The sequence below is a fragment of the Paenibacillus sp. FSL H8-0280 genome (assembly GCF_045040665.1).
Lineage (GTDB): Bacteria > Bacillota > Bacilli > Paenibacillales > Paenibacillaceae > Paenibacillus > Paenibacillus xylanexedens_A.
In genome coordinates, this window is the sequence record NZ_CP150296.1 from 3,451,024 (window position 1) to 3,465,839 (window position 14,816).

At 40.9% G+C, this 14,816-nt stretch carries 15 protein-coding genes; 13 read left to right on the forward strand and 2 right to left on the reverse strand.

Translation table 11 applies throughout. From position 1 onward, the window contains the following. Window positions 1-4: 4 nt before the first annotated feature. From MHI12_RS15320 to MHI12_RS15380, 13 genes are all read left to right on the forward strand, one after another. The gene (locus tag MHI12_RS15320) at window positions 5-775 is read left to right on the forward strand and encodes an ABC transporter ATP-binding protein (RefSeq protein ID WP_405173003.1); all 771 of its coding nucleotides are present in this window, start codon (window positions 5-7) and stop codon (window positions 773-775) included. Continuing rightward, window positions 772-1,398, forward strand: coding sequence for an ABC transporter permease (locus MHI12_RS15325; protein ID WP_405172877.1), 627 nt, complete (start codon window positions 772-774; stop codon window positions 1,396-1,398). The genes MHI12_RS15320 and MHI12_RS15325 overlap by 4 nt, the downstream gene beginning before the upstream one ends. A 6-nt stretch (window positions 1,399-1,404) precedes the next feature. Next, the gene (locus MHI12_RS15330) at window positions 1,405-2,370 is read left to right on the forward strand and encodes a zinc-binding alcohol dehydrogenase family protein (protein ID WP_405172878.1); all 966 of its coding nucleotides are present in this window, start codon (window positions 1,405-1,407) and stop codon (window positions 2,368-2,370) included. 13 nt (window positions 2,371-2,383) lie between these two features. Then, window positions 2,384-3,037, forward strand: coding sequence for a hypothetical protein (locus MHI12_RS15335; RefSeq protein WP_405172879.1), 654 nt, complete (start codon window positions 2,384-2,386; stop codon window positions 3,035-3,037). Window positions 3,038-3,267: 230 nt separating this feature from the next. Continuing rightward, entirely contained in the window at window positions 3,268-4,008 is a 741-nt protein-coding gene (map, locus tag MHI12_RS15340) for a type I methionyl aminopeptidase (RefSeq protein ID WP_341007524.1), read from the forward strand. 164 nt (window positions 4,009-4,172) lie between these two features. Beyond that, on the forward strand, window positions 4,173-5,411 hold the full coding sequence (locus tag MHI12_RS15345; RefSeq protein ID WP_405172880.1) for a DUF418 domain-containing protein: 1,239 nt from the start codon (window positions 4,173-4,175) through the stop codon (window positions 5,409-5,411). Between the two features lie 559 nt (window positions 5,412-5,970). Beyond that, window positions 5,971-6,342, forward strand: a complete 372-nt coding sequence (locus MHI12_RS15350; RefSeq protein ID WP_405172881.1) for a hypothetical protein — start codon at window positions 5,971-5,973, stop codon at window positions 6,340-6,342. A gap of 81 nt (window positions 6,343-6,423) precedes the next feature. Continuing rightward, window positions 6,424-7,305 carry a phosphotransferase family protein gene (locus MHI12_RS15355; RefSeq protein ID WP_405172882.1) on the forward strand — a complete coding sequence of 294 codons (882 nt, stop codon included), beginning with the start codon at window positions 6,424-6,426 and terminating at the stop codon, window positions 7,303-7,305. A gap of 98 nt (window positions 7,306-7,403) precedes the next feature. Next, the gene (locus tag MHI12_RS15360) at window positions 7,404-8,165 is read left to right on the forward strand and encodes a class I SAM-dependent methyltransferase (protein WP_405172883.1); all 762 of its coding nucleotides are present in this window, start codon (window positions 7,404-7,406) and stop codon (window positions 8,163-8,165) included. 231 nt (window positions 8,166-8,396) lie between these two features. Then, window positions 8,397-8,633: a ribbon-helix-helix protein, CopG family gene (locus tag MHI12_RS15365; RefSeq protein ID WP_405172884.1), complete on the forward strand. Its 237-nt coding sequence runs from the start codon at window positions 8,397-8,399 to the stop codon at window positions 8,631-8,633. A 27-nt stretch (window positions 8,634-8,660) separates the two neighbouring features. Next, the gene (gene dnaN / locus MHI12_RS15370) at window positions 8,661-9,743 is read left to right on the forward strand and encodes a DNA polymerase III subunit beta (protein ID WP_405172885.1); all 1,083 of its coding nucleotides are present in this window, start codon (window positions 8,661-8,663) and stop codon (window positions 9,741-9,743) included. Window positions 9,744-9,849: 106 nt separating this feature from the next. Further along, window positions 9,850-10,704, forward strand: coding sequence for an effector binding domain-containing protein (locus MHI12_RS15375; protein WP_405172886.1), 855 nt, complete (start codon window positions 9,850-9,852; stop codon window positions 10,702-10,704). Between the two features lie 185 nt (window positions 10,705-10,889). Beyond that, on the forward strand, window positions 10,890-11,336 hold the full coding sequence (locus MHI12_RS15380; RefSeq protein ID WP_405172887.1) for a GNAT family N-acetyltransferase: 447 nt from the start codon (window positions 10,890-10,892) through the stop codon (window positions 11,334-11,336). Between the two features lie 104 nt (window positions 11,337-11,440). Here the strand turns inward: MHI12_RS15380 and MHI12_RS15385 are convergent, their stop codons facing one another. Together MHI12_RS15385 and MHI12_RS15390 are read right to left on the reverse strand one after the other, a co-directional pair. Next, on the reverse strand, window positions 11,441-12,790 hold the full coding sequence (locus tag MHI12_RS15385) for a response regulator (RefSeq protein ID WP_405172888.1): 1,350 nt from the start codon (window positions 12,788-12,790) through the stop codon (window positions 11,441-11,443). Then, window positions 12,790-14,499: a histidine kinase gene (locus MHI12_RS15390; protein WP_341007530.1), complete on the reverse strand. Its 1,710-nt coding sequence runs from the start codon at window positions 14,497-14,499 to the stop codon at window positions 12,790-12,792. Before MHI12_RS15390 ends, MHI12_RS15385 begins: the two co-directional genes overlap by 1 nt. Window positions 14,500-14,816: the final 317 nt, after the last annotated feature.

The following is a 14,816-nucleotide window of genomic DNA, read 5'->3' on the forward strand; positions in this document are numbered from 1 at the left end:
TAATATGGGGCCACCAGCCATCGAATTTCATCATGTGTGTAAAACTTATTCAAACTCCAATGAATACGCAGTGAATCATGTGAATTTGTCTATTGAAGAAGGGGAGTTTATTACGATACTAGGCTCCTCTGGATCTGGAAAAACAACACTTTTGAAAATGGTAAACAGATTGTATGAACCTTCTCAGGGAAACATTCAGCTGTTTGGAGAAGACATTGCGGATATAGATCCCGTGATGCTGAGAAGGAAGATTGGTTACGTCATCCAGCAGGTTGGATTGTTCCCGCATATGACCATCGCGAAAAATATTGCTACCGTACCTCGTCTATTGAAATGGAATAAAGAGAAAACGGAGCAGAGGGTCTCCGAACTACTGCATCTGGTGGGACTGGACCCTCGGACGTATGAACATCGTTATCCTTCCCAATTATCGGGAGGACAACAACAGCGAATTGGACTCGCTCGAGCTTTAGCAACCAATCCTGCGATCATGCTTCTGGACGAGCCTTTTGGAGCTTTGGACGCGATTACCCGTCTCCATTTACAGGATGAATTATTGAAAATTCATGGAGGGTCGAATAAAACATTCCTGTTCGTCACACATGACATTAATGAAGCGTTCAAGTTGGGGACCCGGGTCATTATTATGAATCAAGGGAAAGTGTGCCAGTTTGATACGCCAAAAGAAATCGTTAATCATCCTGCAGATGAATTCGTAGCGTCACTTATTCAATCTTCAAGGGAGCAAGAACGTTTCTGGGAGGACTTAGAATGATCGACTATGCCATCAAACATCCAGATAAGTGGGGAAATGCCCTGTTAGAGCATGTGGAAATCCTGGGCATTACCATGTTGATCTCCATTGTTGTTGCCGTGTTTCTTACCATCGTAGTGCTGACTTCGGACTGGGTGTCACGCGTTTTCATTTATGTTTTTTCCATTCTGTATTCCATCCCCAGCTTGGCTTTGTTCACCATCATGATTCCTGTGACGGGGTTGGGTACAACGACGGCAATCATCGTGCTGATTCTATATAATCAATACATTCTTCTGCGCCACTTTATCGCCGGTTTGAATCATGTGGACCAACCTATTATTGAGGCAGCTACCGGGTTGGGCATGAGTCGTTTGCAAATATTGACTCAGATTCGGGCACCCTTGGCAATTCAAACCCTTTTTACAGGAGTACGACTTGCATCTGTATCTACGATTGGCATGGCGACCATTGCTGCATTTATCAACGCAGGCGGGTTAGGAACAATCTTATATGATGGTTTACGCACCATGAATATCGATAAAATTCTATGGGGAAGCATCCTGTCGGCAGGACTTGCCCTAGCGACAAATGCATTATTCATTCAGTTGGAAAAACGAATCTATATCGGAGCGGGGAGATAAATTGTGATGAAGGCAGTTGTACTGGAAGGTGCCTGCGCACCCGAAGAACTGAACGTACAGGAGGTTCCCATTCCCGAAGTTAAACCAGGCTGGGTGTTAATCAAGATCAGAGCATTTGGTATTAACCGTTCGGAAATGTATACAAGGCAGGGGCACTCACCATCCGTTCAATTTCCGCGGATCATAGGTATTGAGTGTGTGGGGGAGATCGAGGACGCATCGGACAGCACATTCCAAAAAGGACAGCATGTTGCTTCTCTGATGGGAGGATTAGGGCGAGAATTTGATGGAAGCTATGCGGAGTATGCTTTGATTCCTTCAGAGCAAGTGTATCTCATTCCTGGTAGGATGCAGTGGACTACGCTCGCTGCCATTCCGGAAATGTATTACACGGCATATGCATCTTTGTTTGAAAGTCTTCAATTAACTATGGGAGAAGTACTTCTCATTCGAGGAGGGACCAGTTCTGTCGGCCTGGCTGCCCTCCAGCTTGCCAAAAGCGTAGGAGCCACGGTCATATCGACCACTCGTGACAGCGGAAAGCTAGCGTATCTTCAACAGGCGGGTGCGGACTTCGCAATACTGGATGATGAACATTTTACGAATAAAGTAGTTGAAATTGCTCCAAATGGCGTAGACAAGGTGCTGGAATTGATCGGAACGCTTACCTTGAAGGAGTCTTTACAATTAGTTTCGGAGCGAGGAGTCTTATGCATGTCAGGCATCTTGGGCAATGAATGGGCCTTTAATTCGTTTGAACCATTAATTGATATTCCGACGGGGGTTTTCTTTACGGCTTTTACCAGTGAAGTTATTAAAGAAACGGTGTTGGTCAATCTGTTTAATCATATCAAGGACCATGCGCTTATCCCGCCCATTGCGAAAGTGTTCAAGCTTGAAGAAATAGCAGCGGCTCATCTGTTCATGGAGAGTAATACCGCAAATGGTAAAATCGTAATCACGAATGAATGAGGAGGATCAAGCTATGAGCAATCGGATCATGCATTACAATCTGGAGACGATTCCAGAAGGAGCACGACCTCACTCGGTAACTGCCACCCCAGTTCAAATGGGCGGTCGTCAGACATTACGAGTTACGTTAACGGATGAGGTATCCCATGGTGAACCAAACGTTGATTTCATCGACATGCCGACATTCTTGAAAATTCCTGTCGAATTCAAGAATGGAACTTTATCAGTGGACATATTAAGCAGGTTACGAGATGATGCTCCGGCATATGCACGCGGATTTGCAGGACTGGCATATCGCATATGTGACCATGAGGATGCCTTTGAAGCCGTTTATATTCGTCCGCTTAATGGCTTAAAGACACAACCGGAGGCGCCTCGTGACAAACGTGCCCTCCAATATTTCGCATATCCGGATTGGAAGTTCGACCGACTGAGACAGGAATACCCGGATGGTCGTTTCGAAGCGGGAGCAGACATTGGTCCTGGGGAGTGGGTTAATCTTACGCTAGACATTGACGATACTAAACTGAAAGCATATGTCGATGGGACCGAATGTATTTCTTTAGATAAGACTAAAGGAACTGTAATTACAGGAGATATCGGACTATTCGTAGACATCGGCACAGAGGCTTTCTTTTCTGACCTTAAGATTACGATCTCCAATTGATCAACGTCATGTTCTCTTCGCGAATAAGTATAAAAGAAAAAAACGAAGGCGATTGCCTTCGTTTTTTCTGTTTCAATTGACATTGCCTATTTTGAACCCATCGGATTTTGATCTGTGAGCTTGATAAAAAAAGTTGCGAAGCTTTGCTGCTTTGGATATGATTATCTAATGTTCAATCAAAAAAATACTTATGTAATCAATTAATGATAAAAGATAGTGAGGTAGAAAAAATGATCGCAAGAACAGAAGAAGACTTTAATGGCTTGAAGGAAATTGGCAAAATTGTTGCTTCTATTAGAGATGAATTGGTTAAAAGAACTATCCCAGGCATAACCACTAAAGAACTTGATGATTTGGCAGGAGAGCTTTTTGAGAAAGCTGGCGCAGTTTCTGCTCCAAAAAGTGAATATAATTTCCCAGGATTTACTTGTATTAGTGTTAATGAAGAAGTGGCACATGGTATTCCGGGAGATCGGGTTATTCAAGAAGGGGACATCGTCAATATTGATGTGTCTGGCTCCAAGAACAGTTATTTTGCAGATACGGGACTCTCATTTGTCGTAGGCGAAGGTGCAGAAGTGTTAACGAAAATATGCGACGTTGTTAAACTGGCATTTGAAGCAGGTCTTAAAAAAGCAAAACCGGGCTCCAAAAAAAGCGGAATCGGAAAAGCCGTATTCCAAACTGCCAGACAACATGAATTAACGGTTATCAAAAACCTTACAGGACATGGTGTTGGACGTGGAATACACGAAGCACCTGACCACATCTATAATTATAATGATCCATCAGATGATGAATTGTTAAAAGAAGGAATGGTTATCGCATTCGAGCCATTTATCTCAACTTCAGAAGAAGAAGTAGACCAAACAGGAGACGGCTGGACCTTTGTTACTAAAAACAGCTATGTAGCTCAAATAGAACATACCATTATTCTTACTAAAAATGGTCCGATTATTGTCACTCTTTAAGGTGTTCAAACTGAAAGTCGCTAAATTTAGCGACTTTTTTTGTTTTGTTGGTACGTTAAAATAAATCAAAATATAAACGTTCGCTTATTAATTTATGTTGAAATTATGGAAGGATTTAACGTATATTTAGATCTGATCTTTATGTTATAGACAGAGGTGATTGATTGAGCACATCAAAAAAGCGCGTTCAAGTCATTGATGGACTGCGCGGATTCAGTCTGGCCGGCATTGTGCTGGCGAATATGCTGGCTTTTCAATATGGAATCTATGGCCAGAGCAAACCCCAACTGTTCGGGATCGGCGGAGCAGATCAGGCTTTCCTCTCGTTCCTGCTGATCACTGTGGTGGGCAGTTTTATGCCGATTTTTGCATTTATGTTTGGCTTTGGAATGGTTAAGCTCTCGGAAAGCCTAAAATCACGAGATTTACGACCAAAGTGTCATCTGGCACGCCGTTTTCTACTACTATTTGGAATCGGATTACTGCACATCATCTATCTGTGGGAAGGGGACATCCTGACATTTTATGGTGTACTCGGTTTCTTCTTGCTCATGTTTCTTAATCGGAAGCCCAAAACGCTGCTCATATGGGCGGTACTGCTACTCATGGGAGCGGGCATACTTGGTCTCCCGGCATCTAATCCGATGAACCCGCTGGCGATTGAGTCCATTCATATGGAGAACTACATCATTCAAAGTCAGGATGTATACGGCAACGGCACATACGCGGAAATCAGGAATTTCAGTAATAATGGCGATCCATTCGGCGGGGATTTGGAGCTGTCATTTGCCCTGATAGCCCTGATGTTAGCACCACTCATGACGGTGCCGATGTTCCTGCTCGGCATGCGCGCTGCCAGAATCGGCACGTTTAGCGATCCGCAAGCGATGAGGCGTATTTTTCTTCGCCGTGCCTCGTTTTTGATTCCAGTTGGTTTGATACTCAAAGCATACGGTGTATTGGCGCCACAATTGGGTGCGGAAGGTTGGCTCGGTATCGGAATCGGGGGGACGCTTGGAGGATCGTTGCTTGCACTGGGATACATATACGCATTTGCGCTATTGTATGCTGGAAACCGCCGTTCCAGTCTGATGAGCAGGTTCGAGGCGGTTGGCCGTCTCTCGTTGACGAATTACCTGATGCAGAGCGTAATTTGTACGACAATTTTCTATGGATATGGCCTGGGGCTGTTTGGAAGTGCCGGCGTGTTCATAGGAGCAATTATTGCGCTTGCTGTCTACGGCACTCAATTGTGGCTCAGTCCGCTATATCTTAAGAAATTTAGCAATGGGCCTGTCGAGTACCTGCTACGGATTTGGACATATCTGTCCTGGAAAGGGCAGCCAAGAAAGAAGAAAAGATCGAACTTAACTACGAATGAAAACGCACCTGGTGTCCAGTAAGCATAAAGTGTTATCGTGAAACGCAAAAAGAAGCTCGTTCCACCAAAAGAAAGGGCTTCTTTATGCCGTAACGATCATCTTCCTAAACTTAAAGCAAGACACGAATTATACTCTTAACGTTAACTTTGGACTGAAGAATAAGATATCTCCCTAGTGTTTCCTGTTATAATTAGTAATTATTTATAGATTCAACATATCAACTCTAATACATAAGCTAACTAATATAGTGCGGGCAGTGGAAAGGTAATGCGAAATGAAAGATGAAGCATATACATTCAACTGTTTCCACTCAAGCTTGAAAGGATCATTATTGTGCTAAAAATAATTAATTTTCTTCTTTTCTTGCTGATCATTTGGGTAGTCATCTTTTATCCTTTTCGTTTAGCTTGGTTTGAAGGTTTGAAACAGATTCCTGCAGATCTTCATGGTGTTTATTTACTTTTCTTGTTCTTTGGATATCTGATCTGTTCATCTGCTATGGGACTTATGGTTGGCAAGATGTTTTTTAAACGAAAAGAACAGTGATTATGTGTAGGTAGGAAGGTAGGGAGCTTGGAGAATGGACAAAGGTATTTTAATCAATCAATTCTTAGAACTTTTTCCTGAATTCCACGATTGTTATATAGAACATTTGGATTTATATCAAGAGTTTCTAGGACATGTGTTTTTTGGTGATGAAGTGGCTACTTATGTTGAAGGATTGCTTCGTGAAAATGATTATACAGAACAAATTGAGAAGTTTTTCAATTTTTTTGAATGGATGGCAACTCAAACGAGCCTTTATATTGTACAAGTGTTATCTACTACAATCTTGTATGATTTAGGTGGGCATACAGATATTTTGCAAAAAGCTCAATCTTATATGAAGTTACATACTAAAAGACTTTCTCAAGAAATAGAAGATTTACACTCAGGAAAATATTTTTCATAGAATAATCTGCCTTGATCCATGTATTCTTTTCGCGACCTCGTAATAAAATCGGAAGAAATCTTCCAAAACAGGAGGCGACATATGAATACCATTTTAAAAGTTATAGAAAAGCTAAAGTTGAATGTCTTAAATATCGAAGATGTTCCAGAGTCATTTAGTTCTGATGTATACAAACTTACTCTCGTCAGTGGAGAAAACGTGTTTGTGAAAATCCCTTTTAATAAGGATAAACTATTCCGTGAATTTCAGATGCTTGAACAATTAAAGGGTGTAATACCGGTTCCTAAGGTATTGGACATATGGTACGGGGATGAAAGTGCTGCTGGAGCTTTGCTCCTTTCAGCAATTCAAGGTATGCCTTGTACAGGAGAGATTGATGAGAAACTTTCTTTTCAGATTGGCGTATATCATGCTATGCTCCATGAGGTTAATACTCCTGGGTATGGTTACCATGTAACAGATGGTTTTAAGTTACTTGACCAAAATAATTGGAGATTACATATCAAAAGTAATTTTGAAAAGTGGAAAGAGCCATGTAAAGAAATTCTCGACTCTGAATTGTATGAGAGATGTATTCATCACTTTGATGGAGTTTTCTCTGCTTTACCGCATCCTGACGGACCATGCATTGTTCACATGGATTTTAGACCAGGTAATATATTGGTGAATGGTAACGAGGTTGCTGGCATTATTGATTTCGAGAGTGCTCGTAGTGGTTCCTCGGAAATAGATTTCACAAAAGTTAATCGATATATTTGGAAAGCCAATCCGAGAACAAAGATACCGTTCATTAAAGGTTATCAATCGATTCGACCTATGTTGGCTTTGGAAAGAGTGCTGCCATTTTACGATTTTTACGATGCTTTCAGCGCAGTTGTTTGGTGTAAAAAAAGAGGAATTGAAAAAAATCATATGTTCCTTCAAGAGAATATTCTTATTTTAAGGAATTCGGTGGAGTGTTGAGTATTGTTGTTTATATAGGATAGGGCGTCAGCCCGTATTCTACTATAGAATTGTATGCGCTCTCATAACAGGGTGATAGAAGGGAGATTTGACTTAGTATGAATGAACAAAGTGCTAAAAATAAGGTAGCTTGGGAACATCGGGCATATGAGTTTTGGAACAAACGAGATGGTTCACCTAAGGAAAAAGCACAACAAATATTAGCTAATCCCCTAGCACAGCTTAAAAAACATAAGCAGTATTTTGAACAGATTGCAGGAAAAAGGATTGCTAACCTATGTGGTTCAAACGGAAGAAAAGCAGTCCCAATAGCTCTGTTAGACGCAGATGTAACCGTATTTGATATATCTGAAGAAAACAAAAAATATGCTCTAGAACTGGCAGATTCCGCTAATGTCTCTATACAATATGTTGTTACTGATATTTATGATATAGATTTAGAAAAGTATAGTGGTCATTTTGACATGTTATATTTGGAAGGCGGAATTTTACACTATTTCAATGACATTGAAAAATTCATGTCTCTACTGTTCTCATTACTTAAAGATGATGGTGTAATGATTTTGAGTGACTTTCATCCTTTAAGAAGATGTTTCGTTTCCTCTAATTCTCAAATCGAATACCCAATCCAACAAAACTACTTTGACGAAGAATTACATAGTGGGGATGTAGCATATAAACATTATTTCGATGAGGATGAACAACAAGACTTTCCAGATGTTTCGATTAGGCTGTATACCCTTAGCGAAATAATAAATTCCGTTATTACATCTGGCTTTAATATAAAGAAATTTGATGAGCATCGTGGTTGGGAAAATGAGAACATTCCATGGGAATTTACAATTGTCGCTAATAAATAAATTGAAAGTTCTATCCCTAAAAAGAACCACTCCTTTGACTGTCAGAGTGGATTCTTTTTTATCATAGGGAATAAGGGAATCAGTACAAAGTTAGAACGGATATCTTTTTAGATGAGATCCACGTCAGTGATCGGTTTGAAAATATTGTAAATCTATATTCAGCTATGATATGATGAGAAGAGGTTATTTTGAATAAGGTTACCTAAATCAAAATGAAGGAGCGTCATTATATTGAACAATAATAAGGTTAAAGTTGGTGTCGCTAATAAAGAAGGGCAGTTAGGTTTTGTCTTTTCGAGAGGTGGTCTGCGAGAAGGTTCCGGGAGAAAGAGTTTAGGTGTGACCAAAAAAATATCTTTAACTCTAACAGAGGACATGTGGGGGGAAATCGAAAACCATTGCACAGAGCATAAACTTTCTCGTTCGGAGGCTATACGTAACATCATTGAGTCCTTCTATACAAAATAATTTTTTTATTCGAGGTAGTTGAGGTCTTTGCTGGTAGAGATAACAAAAAATTCTCTTATGAATGCCATACAATATGTGATAAAGGCAGTAGCAGCAAATAGTTCAATACCTATTCTTCAAGGAATACATATTCAAGCAGGTGCAGATGGCGTTACTTTTACGGCAAGTAATACAAGTATGACGATACAGTCTATGATTGCTCAAGATGGTGTTTCTCTGACTGTAAAAAGAACAGGGGCTATCGTTATACCATCGCGTTATTTTCACGATATTATTCGTAAATTTAATGGTGACAAAGTTATACTTGAAATTAAAGTGCCAATGATTCTTTCGATTGTATCCGGTCATTCTCAATTACGTTTATGCGGCATGGACCCTACAGAATTCCCTTCCATTGATGATGGAGAGGCGTTCCCTTCTACTAAACTACGCATTAGTACTTCCTTACTTCGTTCGACTATTAAACAGCTAGCAATCGTAGCATCAACGTCCGAGACCAGCCCCATATTAACAGGAGTTTCTTTGGAATGCAGTAATGATTGTCTTAACTTAATTGCTACAGATGGAGTGCGGCTTGCATACCGCGCTTTGCATTTAGAAGATGCTACCCACAACAGTTTGAACGCTGTTATTCCAGCAAAAAATCTCTATGAATTATCGAAAATATTAAACAAAACAGATGACACAACTGGACTGAAAGTGGAGTCTGCTCTTATTGAAGGAACGTTTCCATCCATAAAGAATGTAATCCCTCAATCTTATTTGTGTGAAATCGCAGTTGATACAGCATGTTTGTTGAAAGCAGTTGAATGTGTAACTGTGATGGCCAGTGAACAAGTGATCAGATTAGTAGCTAATGCAGACACATTAAAACTATTGTCCAAAACAGCCGATGTTGGAGATATTCAGAATGAAATTCCACTATTAGAGATGTGTGGGGAAGAATTTGTGGTATCACTAAATGGAAAGTTTTTTATCGATATACTTCGCAACATAGATTGTGAGATCATCCGATTAAGATACTCCGGGAAAACAAGTCCCATCGTCGTACTTCCAGATGATTCGCTCATGTCTACTCTGTTCTTGATTACTCCAGTGATGACCCGGTGAACCGTATCATCCAGAAGAGCAAGTTTTTTACTGACTTTTTCGTGCAGAAATTGCAAGGTATTCATTATTTATTTCCCATAAAATTACCTTGAAGGGAGGGAATACGATGGATTGGTTGGTCAGGATGAATAGTGCCATGGAATATATCGAAACAAATCTAGCGGACACTATTTCATATGATGAAATAGCACAGAGAGCCTGTTGCTCTACCTATCATTTTCAAAGAATGTTTCCATTTATTACTGGCGTAACGTTATCGGAGTACATTCGACGTCGACGGTTGACATTGGCTGCATTCGAACTGCAGACAACAGGCTCAAAGGTTATTGATGTAGCTATGAAATATGGATATGATTCGCCAGAGGCGTTTGCACGCGCCTTTAAGAATCTTCATGGTATTATGCCTATATCCGCGCGTGATACAGGCGTTTCTCTAAAAGCCTATCCTCGAATGTCCTTTCATATTTCAATAAAAGGGGATGTCGAAATGAATTACCGTATTGAGCAAAGAGATTCTTTTGAGATGTTTGGAGTATATGGAATTATAAATGCAGACCAGAAAACAGCCTTCTCTGAAGTTCCTCAATTCCGTATAAAATGTGATGATGATGGCAGCGTTGATCATATGAATGACTTACTGGGACGTTTTGATGATACCATGTTACATGCTGCCCTTTATGATCACACGAAAGAATCTTTCAAATACTTGATCTGTTATCATGTACCTAAAGGGCTTGAGATTCCAGAGAGATTCACAAAACTTGCTGTCCCAGCATTAACGTGGGCGGTTTTCCCGGAGCCGCAAAGTGATATGCAAAAACTATGGGTACGAATCTATTCTGAGTGGTTTCCGACATCTGAATACGAACAGATTGAAGGCCCTACTTTCGAAATGTATTATGGAATGGCACGGCATGGAAATGTTTCAGGAGAAATCTGGATACCGGTGAAGAAAAAATAACGTTGTTATACGAGCGAAGTGCAGGCGTTTTTTGAAGAAGACAACCAAACCAATTTAGATTAATAAAGGGTCATCCCGACAAAGGATGGCCCTATAACTTGCCATTACAGACAGCGCGGAGAATCTTATCACTAATAGCGTATAGGGCATGATTGTTCGATTATTTTATCTTGAGGGGGTTAGGTATGGATATTAAAATACGAGAAATTATATCCGATGATTATGCTGAAGTTGTTTTTTTATGGAATGATGTACTTGAAATTCGTAATGTTAATGATGCAGACTTCAGAGTGACTATGGAAGAGATGAATAAGGCCGGGAATTACAAAACATTTGTTGCACTAATAGATAATGATGTCGTCGGTTTTGTAACTATTGTACAGTCATTATCTGTAGGAGTTCCAATAGGTTATCTACATATTCAAGCTCTTGCTGTTAAAAGAGAGCTGCAAAATAGAGGGATAGGCACAAAACTACTAAGACAGACTGAAAATTATGCTAAAGAACGGGGAATATCAAGTATTATTTTATGTAGCGGAATGAAGCGAACCGACGCCCATGCTTTTTATGAGCATAACGGCTATGACAAAGATTCATATTGCTTTGATAAGGTGATCGACCTAACCCATTAATTGTACTAAAAAGACCCAACTCACTCTGTAAACACAAGAGTAGGAAGTTGGGCTTTTTCGGTACTGCATTGGACATATCATTTATGTAACATATACAACCGAATTCATTGATGGATCATATTTCTGCGGTACTGGTAGGGCGTAACTCCGTATTCCACTTTGAACAACTGGATAAAATATTGATTTTTTCGGTAACCAACCATCTGCGCTATATCGGCTACACGGAGTTCCGAATCTTGAAGCAATTGAGAGGCCTTCTCCAACCTCTTCCTGGAAATGTAGTTTGACACATTTTCGCCCGTCTCCTGTTTAAACAGTTTGGAAAAGTAGACGGGATGAAGATGGGCAACTTTCCCCAGTTCATCCAGGCTAAGGCCATGTGACAGATGGTCTTCGATATACGTTTGTACTTTGTCAACGATAGTTTGAATCGACATCTGTTTGTTGTTTCTGATCCGACTGACCCGATCCATGAGAATTGACGATAGTTCATCAGGATGCCGTAACTGGTGAAATATCCAATCCACGGTTTCAGAGTCATCCTGATCCTTGTCCGCCAGATATACATATAGAATGGTCTCCATGAGAAAGATTATTTTTTGCTTTTGGAGATGGATTTGATCATATTTTTTAATGATATTTCCCGCCGACTCCCAATCACTGCATGACGGAGAATGGTTGAATATGCCATTGAAGTCTTCTGAGTGTACGTCCTCATTGAGAAAGAACCTGTAGAACATCTGTCGGGTCACGTTTCGATCAGCCAACAAAAATGGAGGAGACGCGACCGATTGCTCCAGTTTGATGGTCAGTTCTGCAGCAACTTCTTCCGGAACAAGACCAAACAGTCGTGTTCCGGAAGCCCACACGAGACGATCCAATTTGTCTCCGACAGCATGTTTTATAACATCTTCATGTTCCTGTGTGAAAACCTCCAGCTTGAAGCAGCAAAAACGGCGTTTCCCTAAAAATTCAGTATAAGTATCATATTGCTTCTTTAATGTCTCGTTATGACCAAGAAGCGAAAGCAGATACCCCAATCCATCGAAGTTCTCCCATGCAACAGATTGAGCGGGCCGTGTCTTTGTAATATTGTTGATGGCTTTGGACATGGCTTTCTCCACATCATCTTTGTCGACAGGTTTGAGCAAGTAATCCAGCGCACCTAAACGGATTCCTTGTTGCGCATATTCGAATTCGGAGTAGCCCGAAAGGATAATCACTTTGGTTGGCAAGTTATGTTGGTGGATATGTTGAAGCAGATCAATACCGGAAACCTCGGGCATTCGTATGTCAGTGATCAGAATATCGATATGGTTTTGAGTCAACATGTCACGGGCTTCAATCGAATTGGTCATCGTCTCGATCTGATGAATGCCGAAGTTTTTCCAATCGAGCAAGTGCTTCATATACTCAACGACATAATGTCCGTCATCCACAATTAATAATCGCATTAGTTATCTCCTTTCACCTCGGGAATGCTGATGAGCAGCAGGACGGACAAGCCGCCCCAATCATTAGTAGTAAAATGTAACCCGCTAAGTTCACCGTACGTATTTTTCAGACGTTGATTTACATTCCAGAGCCCTACGCCTTTAATTCCTTCAGGCGGGGTATCACTCTCAAGCCGAGCCTCCAGGCTGCGGATATCATCGAGCGAAAGACCTTTTCCGTCATCGGATACCTTGATCGTTATCGCAGATTCCGTCTTTTTGACATCGATCGTCACCCGATGGGCACCTTGTTGTCCTTCAATGCCATGTTGAATCGCATTTTCAACCACTGGCTGGATGATCAGCGGCATGAGGGGAAGGGAAGACAGTTCTGGCGGCAGATCAATGCTGTACTCCATCTTTTTGCTGAGAGCCATAATGATCAGGAAATGTTCCGCAAACTGAAGCTCACTTTCCAGCGTGACTTCATGCCGGTCCAACTTGGTTAAATAACGATAATATTCAGCCAGATGTTTGCTCATGCGCATGACAGAATCAGGTGAGAACTGAGCCACCGACATGATGAAAAACAAACTGTTGTACAAAAAATGAGGATTGATTTGAGCTTGGAGTTGTTGAAGTTCCGCACTTCGTCTTAGTTCCGTTTCAGTCTTCAAGGATACAAACAGATCCTGGATCTCGGTAACCATATGATTAAAACTTCTGAACAGGCTGTAAAACTCTCTATCCGTATTTTCGGTAATACGTGTATTATGATTGCCTTGTTCGACCTGTGAAAACTTCCGCTCCAACAAACGAATATTACGGTAATAGTTCCGGTAAAACGTAAAGATCACAACCAGACCAAGCGTGAAAACGGCTAAAATGCTGGCAAAAAAAACTTTGCGGTTTCGGTCAATCGGTTGCAGAAAATCATTCGTCTGTGTATATGTAATCAGGTAGGCGTCGATTGATTCAATATATCGGGAAAGAACATAATAGTCGTCTGAATTGGTGTGATAATCATATTTCAAAGTGATCTCTGGCTGGGGCGTAAGCATTTCAGTAACCGCTTTCAAAAGATCATTATCGACTTCTTTCTCACTCCATATTTGTTGGGGGTTAAAGAGAAAAAAAGCGTTTGAGCTGTCGTTGTTCACAGCCTTTTTCAGCAGATTTTTCAAATAATCGGTATTCAGCTTTACACCAACCACGTACTGAGTAGGTTCATTTTGTCCGGATTTTTGGATGTAAGGGTAGAGGGCAAAGTAATATAAGCTATTGCCGACGATTTGCCATCCCCGTTGATGAACATCCTTGAACGGAAGTCTCGCCTCCGGCGTACTGTTGGTGGACAGAAACGTTTCTTCAGACTTCCAGTAAATGCCGATCGATTCAATCGATCGACTGGATAGGAGCGTTTGCCGCAAGCGATCAACGATATCGTTTTTTTTCATTTGGGAATCGTAATTGCTCAGCTCGATAACATGCCTCTGATAGAACCGCACATCACTGTCAGCTGCATACTGAACCCCGTACATATTAGCCTCGTATATAATCCCGTCCAGAATGCCTTTCACATAATCAAGCTGGTTTTTGGAAGCGCTGATCAGATTTTCTTCAAGTGTTTTGGAGCTCAATCGGTTCATCACGAAAAACAAACTCAACGTCAGCAGCAGAAAAAAAACAAAGAAATAGATAAATCGCTTCATATACATTTTTCTGATCATATGCGTTTCCTTTCATATCGCCAAACGTAGAAGTTTAAAATCCAGATCGGATTAACTTTAATATAAGCCAAACCTTCGAAAAGCGGAAGGGCAGCATCCGCGATAAATGAAAGCGGTTTTAAATTGGTTCAGGGCGGGGTGATGATCTTGAAATTTTGGCATTTTGGAGTGAAAGCGCTTTTGTTAAGCTTATCTTCAAGGATCGCTTTCGAAGAACCATCATAGAGGAGGTATGCAACATTAACGAGATTGTGCCCGCCAGATCCGCAAAAAAAACAAAAACAAAGCTTTCCCAGCGGACTTCATTCAAAAAGGAA